Raw genomic sequence first — 16467 nt, 5'->3', positions numbered from 1 at the left:
GTCAACACCTTTCGCACCTTCGGGCGGAGCACTGGGAATCGCCTCGACGGCCAGAACGTCGAGTTGCAGAAGGTCCCGTCGCAGAAGGATGGCGGCTTGGGCGACCTCTTCCGGCAACCCCCACGGCTCTAGACCGATCTCAACCCGAAGTGAAACAGACCCGTTGGAGCGAGCCCTACGTTCTTCCACCGAGCAGGACTCCTCAACAGGGATGTCCGAAATACTCAAAGACGTCGTCTGCGAGCATATCCACTGGCATAACCGAGCGCCAGACGGTGACGAGCCACATAGGCTCCTCGTACTTGACGCTGCCGAGGATGACCAGGAGTTGATCTGCAGTCCGTGCACCCGCATCCGTGGGCAGGCTCGGAGCGCGGCAGCGGGGCGACGACAGAGGGGCAAGCCCGTCTTCGCATGTCCCTCAACTGGTCCCCGTTCCTCCCAACTGGAACTGCAACCAGAGCCACATGGAGATCAAAAAGCCCCTCTCGCCGTACTGGGCGAGAGGGGCTTTGAAGTGCGGAGGCTCGGGGATTTGAACCCCGGATGGGCTTGAGACCCAAACCGCATTAGCAGTGCGGCGCCATAGACCTGACTAGGCGAAGCCTCCTGGTAGCGCGTTGCTCAGCACAGCGTACCGGCGATCGTGCAAGGCGGCAAAGCGGAATCCCCGCCGGGCGCGTCCACGATCCGATCCCAGGTCACAGGGCAGCGACCGGTGCCACAGCGAGCTGTGCCCTCGATGGCCGCAACCATTCTGTGATCAGTGCACAGCCCTTGTCCACAGGGTGTGGACAAGGGCTGTGTGCGGACCGTGAACGCCGGGGGCACAACGTCGTGCCCGGGAGGGCGTGGAGGTCAGGCCTGGCGGACGGCCTCGCCCTCGATCTCGATCTTGACCTTCCTGGCGACCAGGACGCCGCCGGTCTCCAGGGCCTGGTTCCAGGTCAGGCCGAACGCCTCGCGGTCGATCTCGGTCTCGGCGGAGAAGCCGAACAGCTCCTGGCCCCAGGGGTTGGTCCCGGCGCCGCCGAACTCGACCTTGAGCTCGACCTCCTTGGTGACGTCGCGGATGGTGAGGTCGCCGACCAGGACGAACTCGTCACCGGAGTGCTTCACGACACGCTTGCTGCGGAAGGTGAGCTCGGGGAACTTGTCGGCGCTGAGGAAGTCGTCGCTGCGCAGGTGGCCGTCGCGGTCGGCGACACCGGTGCTGATGGTGCCGGCCTTGATGACGGCCTCGACGCTCGAGTCGAGCGGGTTCTCGCCGATCACGATCTTGCCGTCGAAGTCGTCGAAGTGGCCGCGAACCTTGCTGACCATCATGTGCTTGACGACGAAGCCCACGCGGGAGTGCGCCTTGTCCAGGGCGAACTCACCGGCGGTCGGGATCTTGAGGCCTTCCCACTCACGGATGCTCATGGCTGCTCTCCTGAAGTATTTGCTGTGCGGATGTCTGCGCCAACAACTGTCTACACGAGAAGTATTCCGCGCGTCAACTATCGTCCCGTAGACTTTGCTCATGGACACATTCGACGACCCACGGCTCACGGCGATGGGCCTGCTGGCGGAGGTGTACGCGGGGCTGTCGGCCAAGTCGGCAGCCAGCTTCGCCGCCGCCAAGCTCTCAGAGGTCGACTTCGAGACCCTCATCCGGCTCGCCCGGTCGCCCGAGCGGCGACTGCGCATGAGCGACCTCGCAGCCCAGACGTCGTTGTCCACGAGCGGGATCACCCGCGTCGTCGACCGGCTGGAGCGCGAGGGCCTGGTCGAGCGGCACGCGTGCGCGACCGACCGCCGCGCGTCGTTCGCCGTCCTCAGCGAGGCGGGGGCCGAACGCCTCGAGCGCGTGCTCCCCCGGCACATCGAGGACATCGAGACCTGGTTCACCGGGCTGCTGACGCCGGAGGAGCTGGACGCCTTCCTCGCGACCCTGCGCCGGATCCGCGACGTCGTACGGCCCTGCGCGACCGCGGGCGTGCAGCAGCGCGTCGACGCCTCCTGAGGGACCCCTGCAAGACTCGGCCCGACCGGCGTCCCCGCGCCGCACACCCCGCGCACCCCACACCCCGCCGCACGCCACCACAGCACGCAGCAGCACACCCGGGCCGGCCACGCACTCCCGCGGGCGGCACGCGCGTGCACGCTCTTCGCCGTACCGGCTATCGGACATAGAGGATTAAACGGGCAGTTGGGGTAGCGAAGACGATCAATATCTGATGGACTCCGTTATCCCCCCGAAAACGCCGCCGATCCCCCTGGAGCTCCCGTGCGTGCCCTCCCACGCGCCCTCGCCGTCCTGGCCGCCGTCGTCACCCTCGCGATCCCCGTCGCCACCGCCGCTCCCGCGGGAGCGGCCACCCGACCCAAGACCGTCCCCAAGGACGCCGTCGAGGTGAAGGTCAAGAAGATCGTGGACGGCGACACGTTCGACGTCGTCACCGCCAAGGGCGTGACCGTACGGGTGGGCCTGCTGGAGGCCGACGCCCCGGAGCAGGGCTGGTGCTGGTACGAGAACGCGCTCGCGCGGCTGTCCGCGCTGCTGCCCGTGGGCAAGGCCGCCTACGTCCTGCCCGGCAAGGAGCGGGCGGGGGATGACGGGCGCTACCTCCTGTACACCTGGACCGCCAAGGGCGCGTACGTGAACGGCGACCTCGTCAGGAACGGCTACGCGCAGGCCGTGGCGTACTACCCGGAGCACGCGTACACCGACTGGCAGTTCGCCGAGCAGCTCAGGGCGCAGTCCGAGCGGCGGGGGATGTGGTCGGGACCGTGCTGGGCGCCCGACACCTACGACCGTCGTGACGCGCTGGACACCCCGCCCGGCGCGGGGGACGCCGCCCTGTCGCCCGCCCCCGTCGAGCCGATGGACCCCTCGCCCGCGCCGCCCGGCACGTCCGCGACGCCGGAGCCGGCTCCCCAGACCACCGGCACCCCCACGCCCAGCCCGTCGCCGAGCCCCTCGCCGTCCGGCGGCACCGACCCCCGCTTCGGCACCTGCCAGGAGGCGAACGACGCCGGGTACGGGCCGTACCACCGCGGCGTCGACCCCGAGTACGACTGGTACGTGGACGCCGACAGCGACGGGATCGTCTGCGAGACCTGAGTCTGCGAGACCTGAGGGCCGGGGGTCAGTTCACGTGCTCGCCGGCGGCGGCCCGGACCACGAGGTCGCCGCGGAGCTTGGCCATCCCCCGCGAGACCGAGCTCTTCACGGTGCCCACGCTGATGCCGAGCGTCCTGGCGATCTCCGGCTCGCTCATGTCCTCGTAGTAGCGCAGCACGATGGCGGTGCGCTGGCGGAGGGGGAGCCGGTCGAGCGCCTGCTCCAGCTCGTCGTACCGGTGCCGGTGGTCGTACTGGACCACGACGTCGGGAAGCTCGTCGGACGGGTACTCCTCGATCTTGCGGCGGCGCCACCAGGAGATGTTGATGTTCACCATGGCCCGGCGCACGTAGCTGTCGAGGGACGACGGGTCCTTGATCCGGTCCCAGGCCAGGTAGGTCTTGGCCAGGGCGGCCTGGAGCAGGTCCTCGGCGTCGCAGGGGTTGCCGGTCAGCTGGTTGGCGACGCGCAGCAAGGCCGCCCCGCGGGACACCACGTACGCGCGGAACTCCTCATGGTTCACGATCATGCGATCACCAACCCGGCCTGAGAGGCATCTCGTGCCAGAATGGCAGCCAGGCCCCAGAATCCGGCTGAACCGAAATCCAGGTTTCGCACCACCTACAGCAAAGACCCCGCAAGCTCGGTGGCGCGCCCGGCGCGGGAGCCTTTCCTGCCGCGGGCACTGGTTTGCCCTGAAGTGGGAGATATGGCTTCCACTGTGAGGAGGAATATTGCTCCCGCATGTGACCATTGCCGGGAATTCCACTCCGCCCGCTCCGTTCGGCATGTGAGGCTGGTCACGTGGGAGGGGCCATGCCGTACCGGAGTGTGGAACGACGGCGGGTGCTCGCGGCGGCGGCGCTCGGGCGGGACGCCGAGCCGCCGCGGCTGAGCGCGGACGACGGGGTGCCGTTCGACGCGGTTACCGGGGTGATCCTCGACGTCAGCCCTCATCTGATCATCGTCGAGGACGCCGCGGGCGGCCAGCGGCGCCTGGTCATCGCGCCCTGGGCCACCGCGTGGCGGGGCGGCCCCGTCGCCCCCGCGGACCTCCCGGCCGGGGCGCGGGTTGTGATCCGGGCGCTGAAGGCGGGCACGGTGGCCGAGCGGATCTGGGCCGACGCCACCCGGCTCACCGGCACGATCAAAGCGGTCACCGGCCGGCGGGACCTGACGATCGTCCTGGACATGGGCGCCCATCGCGGGGAACGGTCCATCACGGTGCCGTACCGCTCCTCCGGGCGCATCCGGGTGCGGCATCCACAGCTCGAACCGGGCTACCTCTTCGACGCCATCGGGATGGTCGACGGCGGCGCCCCGCTCGCGCTGCTCCCCGCGACCTCCCAGCCCCCATATCGGGCCGCCGCGGTGCCCGCGCCGCCTCCGGCGTACCGGGGGGTGCAGTCGAAGATCTCCGGCACGGCCGTCTGGGGCGACCTTCCCGAGCGGGGCGTCGCCTACCCGATGCTGGAGACGTCCGACACCGGGTGCGCCGACGCCGGCGTCTCCTGCGCCGGCCTGCCGTACCTCGCGCTCGGCTCGACCCTGTACGTCCGGAACGTGTGCGACGGACGCGCCGACGCGCTGCCGATCGTGGCCTGCGGCTGCGTCACCGGGCGCTTCTGCGACCGGTGCCTGGAGTGCGGGACGTCGCCGCGCGGCCGGATCGTCGAACTGTCCGCCGCCGCGTACGTGGAACTCGGCGGCGACTTGATCAAGGGGTGCTTCAACGCCCGCATCGGATTGGGGTGACCCGTGCTCTCGACCATCGCGGCGGCAGCGCTGCCCGTTCTCGTGGTCATGCTGCTCCTCGGCGGCGTGGCGAAGATCGGCACGGCGGGAGGCGACGGCACGCCCGGCGCCCTGGGGCGTCTCGGCCCCGCCGTGCTCGCGCCGGAACGATTCGTGAAACCGGCAATGATCATCTGTGCCTGCGGGGAGCTCGGCCTGGCCGTGGGGCTGGTCGCCGTCGACCACCCGGCCGCGCGCTGGCTGCCGGTCGCGTTCTTCGCGGTCGCGACGTACGTCCTGCGGGACCTGCGACGGCGGCGCCCGGACGTCGGATGCGGCTGCTTCGGCGAGGTCAGCGCGGCCCCGGTCGGCATCCGCTCGATCCTGCGGGCGGCCGTGCTCACGGCGGCGGCGGTGGCCGTGGCGGTCGCGGGCACGACCGGAGCCGACGTCGTGGCCGGCATCTCGTGGGCGTTCGCCGCCTCGCTCGGCGGGATCGTCGTCCTGCTGCTCGCGCTCTCTCCCGAACTGGAGGAGAGCCTGGCGCGGCTGCGGTACCGCGCGCCGTGCGAGCTGCGGCCGCTGCCTCCCGAGCGGGCGCTGTCGCGCCTGCGGGCCAGCTCGGCCTGGCGCACCCATGCCGTGCTGCTGGAGTCGCACGAGCCGGCGGACATGTGGCGCGAGCTGTGCTGGCGGTTCTTCGTCTTCCCCGCACGGAACGGCGCGGAGGTCGTCTTCGCCGTCTACCTGAGCGGACGGCGGCCCACTGTCAGGGCGGCCCTCGTCACCCCGGACGGGCCACCGGCCTCTCTGCAGGAATCTATGCCTGTATCGGCCTGACGCTATACAGGCATAGATTCCTGCATCGAGGCAGCGGAATTCAGCTCTCTACGGCTCTCTAGCTTCCCCTCTAGAAAGCCGTAGAGAGGTCGATGGGCGGCCCGGCTACAGCGGCTGGGCGCGCAGGAACCTCCCGAAGTGCGGCACGGTGAAGCCGATCACGCCGCGCTCCGCGCTGTAGATGAGGCCTTTCTTGATGAGGCTGTCCCTCGCCGGGGACAGACTGGACGGCTTGCGGCCCAGGGCCTCGGCGACGTCCGCCGTGGGGACGGGGTCGTCGCCCAGCTGGGCCATGGCGTGCATGTAGTCGCGCTCGGCGGGGGTGGCTCGCTCGTAGCGGCTGCCGAAGAAGCCGACGGCCAGTTCCTCCTCGGCCTCGGGGGCCGACACCTTGATGTCGTCGGCGGTGATCGGACTCCCGGGCGCCAGGTCCCAGGCCACCTTGCCGTACGCCTGGACGAAGTAGGGGTAGCCGTCGGCCGCCTCGTACAGGGCGTCGAGCGCCTCGGGGGTGAACTCCACGTCCTCCCGCTCGGCCGGGACGATCAGGGCGAGATCGGCGGCCTCCCGATCAAGACGGTCGATCCGGGCGTAGCGGAAGAGCCGCTCGGAGTAGCTCTTGCTCGCGGACAGCACGCTCGGCAGGTGGGGCAGGCCCGCGCCGACCACGATGAGCGGGCCGCCGTTCTGCGACAGCTCGTGGCACGCGGCGCACAGGGCCGAGATGTCGGGCGCCTGCACGTCCTGCATCTCGTCGATGAACAGCGCGATGCCGACGCCGAGGTCGGTCGCCACGCCGGCGGCGTCGACGAACAACTCGGTCAGGTCGATCTCCAGGTCGCCGGAGTCGGCGCGGCCGCGCGCCGCCGGCACGTCGATGCCGGGCGACCAGTGGGAGGTGCCCTTCGCGGCGGCCGGGTCGCGCATCGCGAACGCCTTGAGCACGCCGAGGAACTCCTCGATGCGCTCGGGCGCGCGGTGCCGGGGGGCGAGCTCTCGGACGGCCATGTGCAGCGCGGCGGCGACCGGGCGCCGGATCGACTGGTCGGGCCGGGCCTCGATCTTCCCGGTGCCCCACAGCCGCTGCATGGCCATGGATTTGAAGGTGTTGAGCAGGACGGTCTTGCCGACTCCGCGGAGGCCGGTCAGGACCATGCTCCGCTCGGGGCGTCCGCGGGCGACCCGCTCCAGGACGATCTCGAACTGCTGAAGCTCGCGATCGCGCCCGGCGAGCTCGGGCGGCCGCTGCCCCGCGCCGGGGGCGTAGGGGTTGCGCACGGGGTCCACGCTCTCGGACTTTATGACGGGATATAGCGGCCGTCGTAGATTTCCGTAGAAAGAGCTACGGCGTGTCGCCCGCGGGCGAAGGGGCGCGCACCGGGCCGGAGCCGACGTCGCCAGCACAGCCATCACACACCCCTTACCTGGCGAGACGAGACCGAACCCGTGTTCGATCCGATGGCCAAGACTGTAGCGCGACATCGAACATGTGCGCGAGGCTTTCCGCCGAAAAGCTCCGGCAAAGGCCGTCGTTTAGTGCGGCAGATACCGGATGACCAGGGCCGCTACGGCCACGGCCGCGATGACGGCGAGATAGGTCAGCACCAGCCGCGTGTCGCGCATTAGGCACCTGCTCCGGGTGAGCCCGGCCCGGCGCGCCCTGGCGTAGCCCACCAGTCCGAGGACCGCGAAGCCGAGCACGGCCCACGGTCCGAGCAGCCAGGCCAGCAGCGCGACCGTCGTGTAGACGCACAGCCGCAACGGGTCGTACGGCGCGGCGCCGGCCGCCCCAGCGCCGGTCTCCTCCGCACCCGCCGAAGCCGCACCAGTCGAAGCCGCGCCGGTCGGAGCAGCGCCGGTCGGAGCAGCGCCGGTCGGAGCAGCGCCCGTTACGGCGGTACCGGTCGGAGTGCCGGCGGCGCTCGCCATGGCCTGTTCGTACGCCACGCCCCTGGGGGGTTCGGGCGTCATGTGATCTCCACGAGCGGGAGCCGTACGCCGGGATCGGCCGCGGCGACGGCGGACAGGCGCTGCCGCGACAGGGCCGGCCACGCCTGGACGGCGCAGAACGGCGCGCACTGGTCCTGGTCGGAGCGGGTGCCGACGTGCACGCAGCACTGGATGAGGCGTTCCTCCAGCATCGTCGACATGTCCATGAACGGCTTGACCGTGATGCGCACCACGCGTTCGCCGAGCAGGCGCCGCAGCCGCCGGCGCCGTCCGGGCAGGGCCGAGGACGCAAGCGTCAGCAGGGTGGTCAGGCCGAGGTCGCAGTTCTCGCAGATGTCGCGCCACAGCGTGCCGATCTCGGGGTGCGACAGCGACGACTGCTCCGACAGCAGGCCGAGCAGCGACTCCTGGACGGCCATGCGGAGCTGCCGCGGGATCTCGGAGTCGGCGATGCGGTTGGAGACGAGCCCGAGGTTCTCCTTGAGGCGGTCGTGGCCGATCAGGGCGGTGAGCGACCGCCACCGGTCGGCGTCGTCCCTGATCATGTAGCCGACCGAGCAGCAGTGGGGATGGGAGCACGGCAAGGCGGTGAGGTCGCGCCAGGTGACCAGGCCGTCGGTCTGAGGGCCCAGGCGCTTCAGGACGCCGGTGTGGGTGAGCCGGTCGAGGGGGTCGATGACGCCCGACCGTCCCGAGCCGAACTGCGGCTGGATCGACACCCCGCCGATGTACGGCGTGTCGAGGGCGAGCCGCACGACGTCGCCGATCTCGCCGTCGTTCACACCGAGGGCGGCGGTCATGACGAGCGTCGTGAAGATCTCCCGCTCCGACAGCCGCGCGACCGTCTGGGCCTTGAGCCGCCTCAGGTCGCCGCCTCTGTGGTGCCGGGACGCCTCGGCCGACGTCCCGTCGTACTGCAGGTACACCTCCACCCGCTCGCGGTGCTCGGTCAGCAGGTCGAGCAGGGCGTCGTCGCGGGCGATCAGCAGGCCGTTCGTGTTGATCAGGATGCGGGTGACCGGCCGGGCGACGAGCTCGGACAGCAGCAGCGGGAGCTCGGGGTGCAGGGTCGGCTCGCCGCCGCTGAGCATGAGCACGTCGAGGCGGCCGTTCTCGCGGGCGAGGCGCTGGTCGACGTTGGCGAGCACCTCGTGGACCGGGACGACGCCCCGCAGGTCGGGCGACGACTCGGTGAAACAGGTCGGGCAGCGCAGGTTGCACGCCTCGGCGATGTCCTCCAGGAGGATGCAGGTGTGCTGGGTCTGCATCTCGGGCAGCCCGCGCAGGTACGCCGAGGGGACGGGGTCGAAGTTGCCCGGCACGTCGGGCAGGTGGGCCTTGGTGGGCGCGGTCCACTCCTCCAGGTAGGCGAGGATCTCCGGGTCCTCGTCGTAGAGGGTGCGGACCAGGCCATGGGTGCGGCAGCCGCGTTCGAGGTAGACCCGGCCGTCGCGCTCGGCCAGCCAGCCGGACAGGCGCGGCACGTCGTCCAGTGGCCGGTCCGGCCGCTCGTCATGGCAGCGCGGGCAGAACGCGTTGACATAGCGGAGCAGGCGGTCGCCGCGCAGGGGCATGCCGGTCGTCATGGCCGTCCAATCGTGTCGGTCGAGGGGTGCGCTCGTGTCGACCGGTCCGTTCGTGTCACGCGAGGAGCCCGCACATGTCGGGCGACGAATCGGGTCGTGTCACAGTCGGCCTGCGCCGGCCGACCGATCGACTCGTACGCGATTCCGCCTGCGTCGGGCCGACAAATCGGCTCGTACGGGATACCGCCCGCGTCGGGGCCGACGAATCGGCACATGCCGGAGTCGGCCTCGGCCGGCCGTCGAACCGGCTCGTGCCGCTCGGGGGTCCGCTCGCGTGGGCCGGCGGGCCCGCGCGATGGCGTCGCGGCGTCACAGGGTGCCGCCCGAGTAGATCTCCGGGTTGAGGCCGGTGCAGAAGCCGGCCGAGACGATCGACATCAGCGCCCATCCGATCATCAGGCCGAGGCCGAGCCCTCTGGTCCACGGCTTGCGCAGCCGGATCAGCAGGAATCCGCCGCCGAGGGCGAGCAGGGCCAGCAGCGCGGCGGCCACGCCGACGACGACCTCCTCGTTGCTCCCCACGCCGTCGGCCACGGCGAGCGTGAGCAGGAACGCCGCCAGGTTGACGACCAGGAAGACGCCGAAGCCGAGGAAGGTCATGCCGACCACGACCCCGGTCGAGGAGGACGGCGGAGGGGGCGGCGGAGGCCCCCATCCCTGCGGGTTATGCGGCCCTCCAGGCGGCCATCCGGGCGGCTGATGTGGCCCGCCCGGCCCACCGGGTCCCGGAGGCCCACCCGGTCCCGGAGGCCCACCGGGGCCCGAAGGCCCACCCGGCCCTGAAGGTCCAGCGAATCCCCACGGTCCTGCAGGTCCACCGGACCCACCAGGCCCGCCGGGGCCGCCGGATTCGCCCGGGCCGCCGGGGCCGCCGGATTCGCCCGGGCCGCCTGGTCTACCGCTCCCGCCCTGCCCGCTCCCACCAGGGCCGGCAGGCCCACCCGCTGCCGGGCCGCCGCCACCTCCCGGGGAGCCGTACGGCTCAGCCGGCGGCCGGTGAAGCGGCCCGTCGGGCGGGGGCCACTGCCCGCCCCGCGAGTCGTCGTCGGGGTGCTCGGGGGGTGTGGTCACGACTCCTCCTCACGCCGCACCGGAACGGTCGCCCGGCGGACGTCGTGGCTGCCGGCTGGCTCGGTCACGCCGTCTCCTCACGGACGTGGCCGGAAAGGTAACCCCGGGAGGCGGCGGAGACGGGGCCGGGACGGCCGAGGAGGCGGTCGTAGTAGCCGTTCCGGTAGCCCTTGCGGAGTCGCAGGGCGACCAGCAGCAGGCCGGGGATGAGGAACCACTGCGGACGGGTGAGGTCGAGCCAGACCGTCTCGTTGGCCCTGGTGAACTCGACGAGGAAGCGGAACACCGCGTACGCGCCTACGTACAGCGTGAACAGCTCGCCCGGCCGGCTGACGCGGCTCCTCGCCCACAGAACGGCCGCGAACGCCGCGAGCTGGAAGGCGATCTCGTACAGGAACGAGGGGTGCATGGCCTGCCCGGCCAGGCAGCCGGGGCACTCGGGCACGGTGGCCGGGGCGTGGATGCCCCAGGGGAGGCTCGTCGGGCGGCCGGGAGCCTCGGTGAGGAAGCAGCCGACGCGGCCGACGGCCATGCCGACGGCGACGGCCGGGGCGAACAGGTCACCCGTGCGCTCCCGGTAGCCGATGAGCCTCTTGGCGATCAGCACCCCCGCGTACGCCCCGGTCAGGCCGCCGAGGATGCTGCGCGAGCCGAACATCCATGCCTCGAGAAGGCTGGGGTTCAGCGAGAAGTCGAGGTGCTCGGCCCAGCCGGACAGGCGCATGCCGATGGCGCCGCCCACGAGCGCTCCGGCCACGGCGACGAGCGACTCCTCCCGGAGCGCGCCCCGGCGCCGCGCCTCCAGCACGAACACCACGGCCGCGACGACGACGGCGAGCCCCACGAAGAAGTCGTGGGTCGGCACCGCCAATCCGCCGAAACGCAGCTCCGGAATCACGACGCCACCATAGCGGCGCCCTCCGACGTTTCCGATCCCCAAAGATGGACGGCTTTCCCCGTCCCCTTTCGGCGACTACTCCGAACGGCGATCCGCTTCCCGGGAACGGCGAGTGGCCCATAATGCGTCCGGGATTTCCCGGCGAGGGCACGCCATCCGCGCAGCCGTGAGACTGGAGGGACGCGCGACGGCGATTTCCGGGGACCGCTCGGAACGGCGAGGTTTTCCACAGGGGCGGCGGAAGCGGCTCCTCAGGTGACGGGCGCGGGTACTCTGCGCGTATGGCTTCCTTAAGGAATCCCAGGTCAGCGGTGGTGGCGACGGTTCTCGCGGGCCTGGCCACGGCGTGCGGCGCCGGCGCCACGGCGCCCGATGCCGCCGCCTCGCCCGCGGCGGCTCCGGTCGAGTCGCCGCCTGCCGCGTCCGCCACGACTCCCGGAACGGCGACGGCGACACCTCCGGGTTCGGCGACGCCCGCCCCGCCCACGGCCGCCCCGCCCACGGAGTCGGCGACGCCGCGCCCCACCGTCCCGCCGCCGTTCTCCGCGAAGATCGGGAAGGTGTCACGGGCCGAGGTCAGGTACTCGTGGCACGAGGGCTGCCCGGTCTCCGTGGGCGACCTGAGGAAGATCACCATGACCTACTGGGGCTTCGACGACAAGAGCCACACGGGTGAGCTGGTGGTCAACAAGTCGGCCGCGGACGACCTGGTGTCCGTCTTCGGCAAGCTGTACGACCACCGCTACCCGATCCGCCGGATGGAGTCCGTCGACGTCTACAAGGGCAGCGACTACGACTCGATCGACGCCGACAACACCTCGGCGTTCAACTGCCGCAGCGCGACCGGGTCGAGCAGCTGGTCCCAGCACGCGTACGGCCTGGCCGTCGACCTCAACCCGCGGGAGAACCCGTACGTCTACGCCGACGGCTCCCACGCGCACAAGAACGCCACGGGGTTCGTCGAGCGGCCGTTGAAGAAGCCGGGCGTCGTCAACGCCGGCGACTTCGTGGTGCGGACCTTCGACGGCATCGGCTGGGGCTGGGGCGGGTCCTGGTCCGGCGCCAAGGACTTCCAGCACTTCTCGTCCAATGGACGGTGAACGGCCTGTCCACGCCGCCGTAAGGGGCGCGGCCCACGAGCGGTGGAGCCGCGGGGAGAAGCACGAGCGGAGGAACCGGCCGGGAAAGAACGAACGCCCGCTCCTCCGGCCGGAAGGAAGCGGGCGTCTATCCGAATATGGCGACTCCTGATTCCCCTGTGACGAGGAGAACCACGAGTGAGGGCTCAAACGCTAACGGGACTGGGAGCTATGACCTGGAAGGATCGCTTACCACTTCATAACGATCGGCCATCGAGCCCATCACACGGTGGCGATCAGACACCGTCCACGGGTCAACTGCTTCTCCACACGTGTGTGACAGGAGACGCATGAGCTGGCTCCATTCAGGTCCCCTTCCCCCGATCTGGCCGCGAGACCGATACGAGGTCCGCTCCCTACGGCCCGCCCAGGAGCGCGGTACGGCGGACCGCTACAACCTGGCCGAGCAGGCGTACGAGGCCGCCCTGCGGCTGCGGGACGCCGGGCTGTGCACACAGATCCAGGTGATCAGGCTCGACGACGGCGTCACGCTGTTCGACCTGGCGGCCGGGATAGAGGAGCCGCTCGAGGCCTGGTGAGCGGCGGCTCACCCTGTGCGCGGTGAGGCAAGATGAGGGCATGGCAGCGAAGGACGGCGACGGCTGGGCCCTGTGCGGGCTCGGCCACCAGCACTGGGGACTCCACGGCGCGACCGGCCTGCTCGCCGTCCACCACACGCTCGACGGCATGCCGTACGTCCTGCTGCAGAAGCGGGCCTGGTGGAGCCATCACGGAGGGACCTGGGGCCTGCCGGGCGGCGCCCGCGACAGCCACGAGGACGCGATCGCCGGCGCGCTGCGAGAGGCGCTGGAGGAGGCCGCGCTCCGCGCCGACCTGCTGCGGATCCAGGGGCTGTACGTCGACGACCACGGCGGCTGGGCGTTCGAGACGGTGATCGCCGAGGCCGAGGGCCTGCTGGACGCGGCGCCGGCCAACGCCGAGAGCATCGACCTGCGCTGGGTCGCCGCCGACGAGGTCACGGCGAAGAAGCTGCATCCCGGGTTCGCGCACACCTGGCCGACCATTCGCCCGGCCCTCGCCCCGCTCGTGGTCGTCCTCGACATGGCGAACATCATCGGCGCGCGGGCCGAGCACGGCTGGTGGAAGGACCGGGCGGGCGCGGCCAACCGGCTCCTCAACGAGATCGTGCCGCTCGCGCGGAACGGCCTGTCCCGCAACCCCGACCACCTGCCCGAGCTGGCCCGGTGGTTCCCCCGGCTGGTCGTCGTGCTCGAAGGGGCCGCGGCCCGAGCCGCCGACCCCGGGCCGGCCGGCGTGGGCGTGGAGGTCGTCGTGGCTCCCGGCAGCGGCGACGACGCCATCGTGGACGCCGTGCGCGCGGCCAGGCCATGGGAGAAGGTGCTGGTGGTCACGGCCGACCGCGAGCTGCGCGAGCGGGTGACCGCCCTCGGGGCGATGGTCGCCGGCCCGCGCTGGCTCCTCGACCAGCTCTAGACCGCCGGCCCGCGCCCGGCACCTCGATCAGCTCTAGATCACCGGCCCGCGCTCACCGCCGACAGCGGCTGGAAGAAGGTCCCGGAGACGGCGTTCGCCTTCGTCCGGCGTTTCACCCGATTGCCTGGCGTCCATTTAATTCCTATATGGGCGTTTTCGGGAGCAAGATCAGAGTGCCGCGATGGCTGCGGTGGCGGTGGACGCTCTACGTCCCCGCGATCGCTCTGATCACGCTCGCCCTGACCTGGGGACGGGCGCTCGCGCCGGTCATGGTGGTGGTGGCCGCCGTGTTCCTCGCGGGGGCCGTCCTCGCGGCCGTCCATCACGCCGAGATGATCGCCCACCGGGTCGGCGAGCCGTTCGGGTCGCTGGTCCTCGCGGTCGCGGTGACGGTCATCGAGGTGGCGCTGATCGTGAGCCTGATGGCGTCCGGCGGCCCGCAGACGGCGTCCCTCGCCCGCGACACGGTCTACGCCGCCGTCATGATCACCTGCAACGGCATCCTCGGGTTGTCGCTGCTGATCGGGGCCCTGCGGCGGCGGCTGGCCGTCTTCAACGCCGAGGGGACGGGCGGGGCGCTGGCCACCGTGGCCACCCTCGCCACGCTCAGCCTCGTCCTGCCGTCGTTCACGACGAGCTCCCCCGGGCCCGCGTTCACGCCGGTACAGCTGGCGTTCGCCGGGGTGGTCTCCCTCGCGCTGTACGGCCTGTTCGTGCTCACCCAGACCGTCCGCCACCGCGACTACTTCCTCCCCGTCGAGGACGACGACAGGGACGGCGACGAAGAGACCGCCGAGAGGCCGCGTGCCGGCGGGACCGCGGCGGCGAGAGGCGGGACGGGACGGGGGCCGGCCGGGAGCCGAGGGACGGCAGGCACGCGGGGCACCACGGCGGGGACCGGAGGGACTCGGGGGCCCACAGGAAGACGAGGGACGGCAGGAACGCGGGGCACGGTGGCGGGAGGCGGGCACGCTGTTCCGCCGTCCCTGAAGGCGACGCTGACCAGCCTCGTCCTGCTGCCGCTCGCGCTGGTCGCCGTGGTCGGGCTGGCGAAGGTCGAGTCCCCGTCGATCGAGGTGGCCGTGAAGACGGCCGGGCTGCCCCAGCCGGTGGTCGGCGTGGTGATCGCCATGCTCGTGCTGCTGCCGGAGACCCTGGCGGCGGTGCGTGCGGCCCGCCGCGACCGCATCCAGACCAGCCTCAACCTGGCCCTCGGGTCGGCCATGGCGAGCATCGGGCTGACCATCCCGGTGATCGCCGTGGCGTCGCTGTGGATGCCGGGCCCGCTGGTCCTCGGCCTCGCCCCCACCCACGTCGTGCTGCTCGGCCTGACCATCGCGGTGGGCACGCTGACCGTGGTGCCGGGCCGGGCGACCCTGCTCCAGGGCGCCGTCCACCTCACGCTGCTCGCCGCGTTCGTGTTCCTCGCCGTGCGGCCCTGAGGCGGCCGGCCGAAATGGTGTCGCGGCGCGGCGGGAGGCGGTTTAGGGTGCGGGCATGACGTGGCGACATTGACGCTCACCCGAGTCGGGGATCGCGGCGCGGCTCTACACGTACGCGTTCCTCGAGGACTTCATCGTCCTGTACCCGGTCTACGCCCTGCTGTTCGCCGACACCGGGCTGTCCCCCGGCGAGATCTCGTCGCTGTTCGCGATCTGGTCGGTCACCGGCTTCGCGCTGGAGATCCCGTCGGGCGTGTGGGCCGACGTCTTCTCCCGGCGGCGCCTCCTGGTCGCCGCGCCCCTGCTGACGGGGTCCGGGTACGCCCTGTGGACGTTCCTCCCCTCGTACCCGGCGTTCGCGCTCGGCTTCGTGCTGTGGGGCGCGGGGAGCGCGCTACGGTCGGGCACCCTGCAGGCCTTGGTGTACGAGGAGCTCGATCGCCTGGGCGCCTCCGGCTCCTACGCCCGCCTGATCGGCCGTTCGACCGCCCTCGGCACCACCGCGTTCATGGCGGCGAGCGCCGTGGCCGGGCCGGTGCTCTCCTTCGGCGGCTACCGGGCGGCCGGTATGGCCAGCGTGCTGGCCTGCCTGCTGTGCGCGGCCGCCGGGCTCACGTTCCCCGAGTCCAGGGGCCGGGGCCGGGAGGACCGCGCACGCTACCTCGACGTTCTCCGCGACGGCCTGGCCGAGGTGCGGCGATCCGTCCCGGTACGGCGGGCCCTGCTGCTGATCTCGGTCGTGTCGGGTCTCGGGTCTCTGGACGAGTACGTCCCGCTGCTGGCGCAGTCCACCGGCGTCGCCACCCCGGCGGTGCCGCTGCTCGTGCTCCTGGTCTCGGCGGGCATGACGGCGGGGGGATGGGCGGCCGGGCGCGCGCCGCGCGCGCTCGCGCCCGTTCTGGCGGCCGGCGCGCTCTGCCTCGCGGCGGGGGCGGCCGTCCGGCGGCCGGAGGGGTTCGTGCTCGTGGCGGCCGCGTTCGGGGTGGTCCACTGGGCGGTCGCCGGGATCGAGGCCCGGTTGCAGGATCGGATCGCGGACGGCTCCCGCGCCACCGTGACCTCGATGGCCGGGCTCGGCGCCGAGGTGGTCGCCCTGAGCGTCTACGCCGGCTACGGCGCCGGGTCGGCTTGGGCCCCGCCATGGCTGATCTTCTCGGTCACGGCCGTGCCGTACCTCCTGACGGCCGTCGCGGCCCGCCGCGTCTGACAAGCACGCCGCATCTGACACGAGCGTGCCCCGCCCGCC

At 71.6% G+C, this 16467-nt stretch carries 16 protein-coding genes and 1 tRNA gene; 9 read left to right on the top strand and 8 right to left on the bottom strand.

Translation table 11 applies throughout. From position 1 onward, the window contains the following. Positions 1–520: 520 nt before the first annotated feature. Both MPTA5024_RS16885 and MPTA5024_RS16880 read right to left on the bottom strand, forming a co-directional pair. Positions 521–610: transfer RNA gene (locus tag MPTA5024_RS16885), tRNA-Ser, on the bottom strand. Positions 611–858: 248 nt separating this feature from the next. Then, the gene (locus MPTA5024_RS16880; protein WP_036325006.1) at positions 859–1422 is read right to left on the bottom strand and encodes a YceI family protein; all 564 of its coding nucleotides are present in this window, start codon (positions 1420–1422) and stop codon (positions 859–861) included. A 100-nt stretch (positions 1423–1522) separates the two neighbouring features. Between MPTA5024_RS16880 and MPTA5024_RS16875 the strand changes: the two genes are divergently transcribed. Further along, the gene (locus tag MPTA5024_RS16875; protein ID WP_036325004.1) at positions 1523–2005 is read left to right on the top strand and encodes a MarR family winged helix-turn-helix transcriptional regulator; all 483 of its coding nucleotides are present in this window, start codon (positions 1523–1525) and stop codon (positions 2003–2005) included. Positions 2006–2269: 264 nt separating this feature from the next. Next, on the top strand, positions 2270–3106 hold the full coding sequence (locus MPTA5024_RS42255) for a thermonuclease family protein (RefSeq protein ID WP_051458266.1): 837 nt from the start codon (positions 2270–2272) through the stop codon (positions 3104–3106). Positions 3107–3131: 25 nt separating this feature from the next. Here MPTA5024_RS42255 and MPTA5024_RS16865 read toward each other — a convergent pair whose 3' ends face one another. Then, complete coding sequence (locus MPTA5024_RS16865) at positions 3132–3635, bottom strand: SigE family RNA polymerase sigma factor (RefSeq protein WP_036325003.1); 504 nt, start codon at positions 3633–3635, stop codon at positions 3132–3134. A 287-nt stretch (positions 3636–3922) separates the two neighbouring features. On the opposite strand from MPTA5024_RS16865, the gene MPTA5024_RS16860 reads away from it, so the two are divergent. After that, positions 3923–4861, top strand: a complete 939-nt coding sequence (locus MPTA5024_RS16860; protein WP_036325001.1) for a hypothetical protein — start codon at positions 3923–3925, stop codon at positions 4859–4861. Positions 4862–4864: 3 nt separating this feature from the next. Further along, on the top strand, positions 4865–5680 hold the full coding sequence (locus MPTA5024_RS16855) for a MauE/DoxX family redox-associated membrane protein (protein WP_036325000.1): 816 nt from the start codon (positions 4865–4867) through the stop codon (positions 5678–5680). A gap of 105 nt (positions 5681–5785) precedes the next feature. Here MPTA5024_RS16855 and MPTA5024_RS16850 read toward each other — a convergent pair whose 3' ends face one another. From MPTA5024_RS16850 to MPTA5024_RS16830, 5 genes are all read right to left on the bottom strand, one after another. Beyond that, complete coding sequence (locus MPTA5024_RS16850) at positions 5786–6967, bottom strand: ATP-binding protein (protein WP_036324998.1); 1182 nt, start codon at positions 6965–6967, stop codon at positions 5786–5788. Between the two features lie 246 nt (positions 6968–7213). Next, a complete protein-coding gene (locus MPTA5024_RS43535) occupies positions 7214–7651 on the bottom strand; it encodes a hypothetical protein (RefSeq protein ID WP_232326499.1) in 438 nt (145 codons plus the stop codon). Next, on the bottom strand, positions 7648–9216 hold the full coding sequence (locus MPTA5024_RS16840; protein WP_036324995.1) for a radical SAM protein: 1569 nt from the start codon (positions 9214–9216) through the stop codon (positions 7648–7650). Before MPTA5024_RS16840 ends, MPTA5024_RS43535 begins: the two co-directional genes overlap by 4 nt. A gap of 309 nt (positions 9217–9525) precedes the next feature. After that, complete coding sequence (locus MPTA5024_RS40915) at positions 9526–9816, bottom strand: hypothetical protein (protein WP_036326482.1); 291 nt, start codon at positions 9814–9816, stop codon at positions 9526–9528. 535 nt (positions 9817–10351) lie between these two features. Then, complete coding sequence (locus MPTA5024_RS16830; RefSeq protein ID WP_051458264.1) at positions 10352–11185, bottom strand: prolipoprotein diacylglyceryl transferase; 834 nt, start codon at positions 11183–11185, stop codon at positions 10352–10354. A 314-nt stretch (positions 11186–11499) separates the two neighbouring features. Here MPTA5024_RS16830 and MPTA5024_RS16825 point away from each other — a divergent pair, with 314 nt between their 5' ends. The 5 genes from MPTA5024_RS16825 (at position 11500) to MPTA5024_RS16805 (ending at position 16428) form a co-directional block, all read left to right on the top strand. Then, positions 11500–12285: a M15 family metallopeptidase gene (locus MPTA5024_RS16825; RefSeq protein ID WP_036326478.1), complete on the top strand. Its 786-nt coding sequence runs from the start codon at positions 11500–11502 to the stop codon at positions 12283–12285. A 329-nt stretch (positions 12286–12614) separates the two neighbouring features. Then, on the top strand, positions 12615–12863 hold the full coding sequence (locus tag MPTA5024_RS16820; protein WP_036324994.1) for a hypothetical protein: 249 nt from the start codon (positions 12615–12617) through the stop codon (positions 12861–12863). Between the two features lie 40 nt (positions 12864–12903). Beyond that, on the top strand, positions 12904–13779 hold the full coding sequence (locus tag MPTA5024_RS16815) for an NUDIX hydrolase (RefSeq protein WP_036324992.1): 876 nt from the start codon (positions 12904–12906) through the stop codon (positions 13777–13779). Positions 13780–13925: 146 nt separating this feature from the next. Beyond that, entirely contained in the window at positions 13926–15221 is a 1296-nt protein-coding gene (locus tag MPTA5024_RS42250; protein WP_051458262.1) for a calcium:proton antiporter, read from the top strand. A 91-nt stretch (positions 15222–15312) separates the two neighbouring features. Then, positions 15313–16428, top strand: coding sequence for an MFS transporter (locus tag MPTA5024_RS16805; RefSeq protein WP_084369740.1), 1116 nt, complete (start codon positions 15313–15315; stop codon positions 16426–16428). Positions 16429–16467: the final 39 nt, after the last annotated feature.

The organism is Microbispora sp. ATCC PTA-5024 (assembly GCF_000511135.2).
GTDB classification, from domain to species: Bacteria; Actinomycetota; Actinomycetes; order Streptosporangiales; family Streptosporangiaceae; genus Microbispora; species Microbispora corallina.
Note: the sequence above shows the minus strand (reverse complement) of the source record. Positions and strands in the feature narration are given on the sequence as shown.

What these genes read in the sequence shown, in the direction of transcription:
- MPTA5024_RS16880 (WP_036325006.1), bottom strand. Translation starts at nt 1,422, where the DNA reads ATGAGCATCCGTGAGTGGGAAGGCCTCAAGATCCCGACCGCCGGTGAG.
- MPTA5024_RS16875 (WP_036325004.1), top strand. Translation starts at nt 1,523, where the DNA reads ATGGACACATTCGACGACCCACGGCTCACGGCGATGGGCCTGCTGGCG.
- MPTA5024_RS16865 (WP_036325003.1), bottom strand. Translation starts at nt 3,635, where the DNA reads ATGATCGTGAACCATGAGGAGTTCCGCGCGTACGTGGTGTCCCGCGGG.
- MPTA5024_RS16860 (WP_036325001.1), top strand. Translation starts at nt 3,923, where the DNA reads ATGCCGTACCGGAGTGTGGAACGACGGCGGGTGCTCGCGGCGGCGGCG.
- MPTA5024_RS43535 (WP_232326499.1), bottom strand. Translation starts at nt 7,651, where the DNA reads ATGACGCCCGAACCCCCCAGGGGCGTGGCGTACGAACAGGCCATGGCG.
- MPTA5024_RS16840 (WP_036324995.1), bottom strand. Translation starts at nt 9,216, where the DNA reads ATGACGACCGGCATGCCCCTGCGCGGCGACCGCCTGCTCCGCTATGTC.
- MPTA5024_RS40915 (WP_036326482.1), bottom strand. Translation starts at nt 9,816, where the DNA reads ATGACCTTCCTCGGCTTCGGCGTCTTCCTGGTCGTCAACCTGGCGGCG.
- MPTA5024_RS16820 (WP_036324994.1), top strand. Translation starts at nt 12,615, where the DNA reads ATGAGCTGGCTCCATTCAGGTCCCCTTCCCCCGATCTGGCCGCGAGAC.
- MPTA5024_RS16815 (WP_036324992.1), top strand. Translation starts at nt 12,904, where the DNA reads ATGGCAGCGAAGGACGGCGACGGCTGGGCCCTGTGCGGGCTCGGCCAC.
- MPTA5024_RS42250 (WP_051458262.1), top strand. Translation starts at nt 13,926, where the DNA reads ATGGGCGTTTTCGGGAGCAAGATCAGAGTGCCGCGATGGCTGCGGTGG.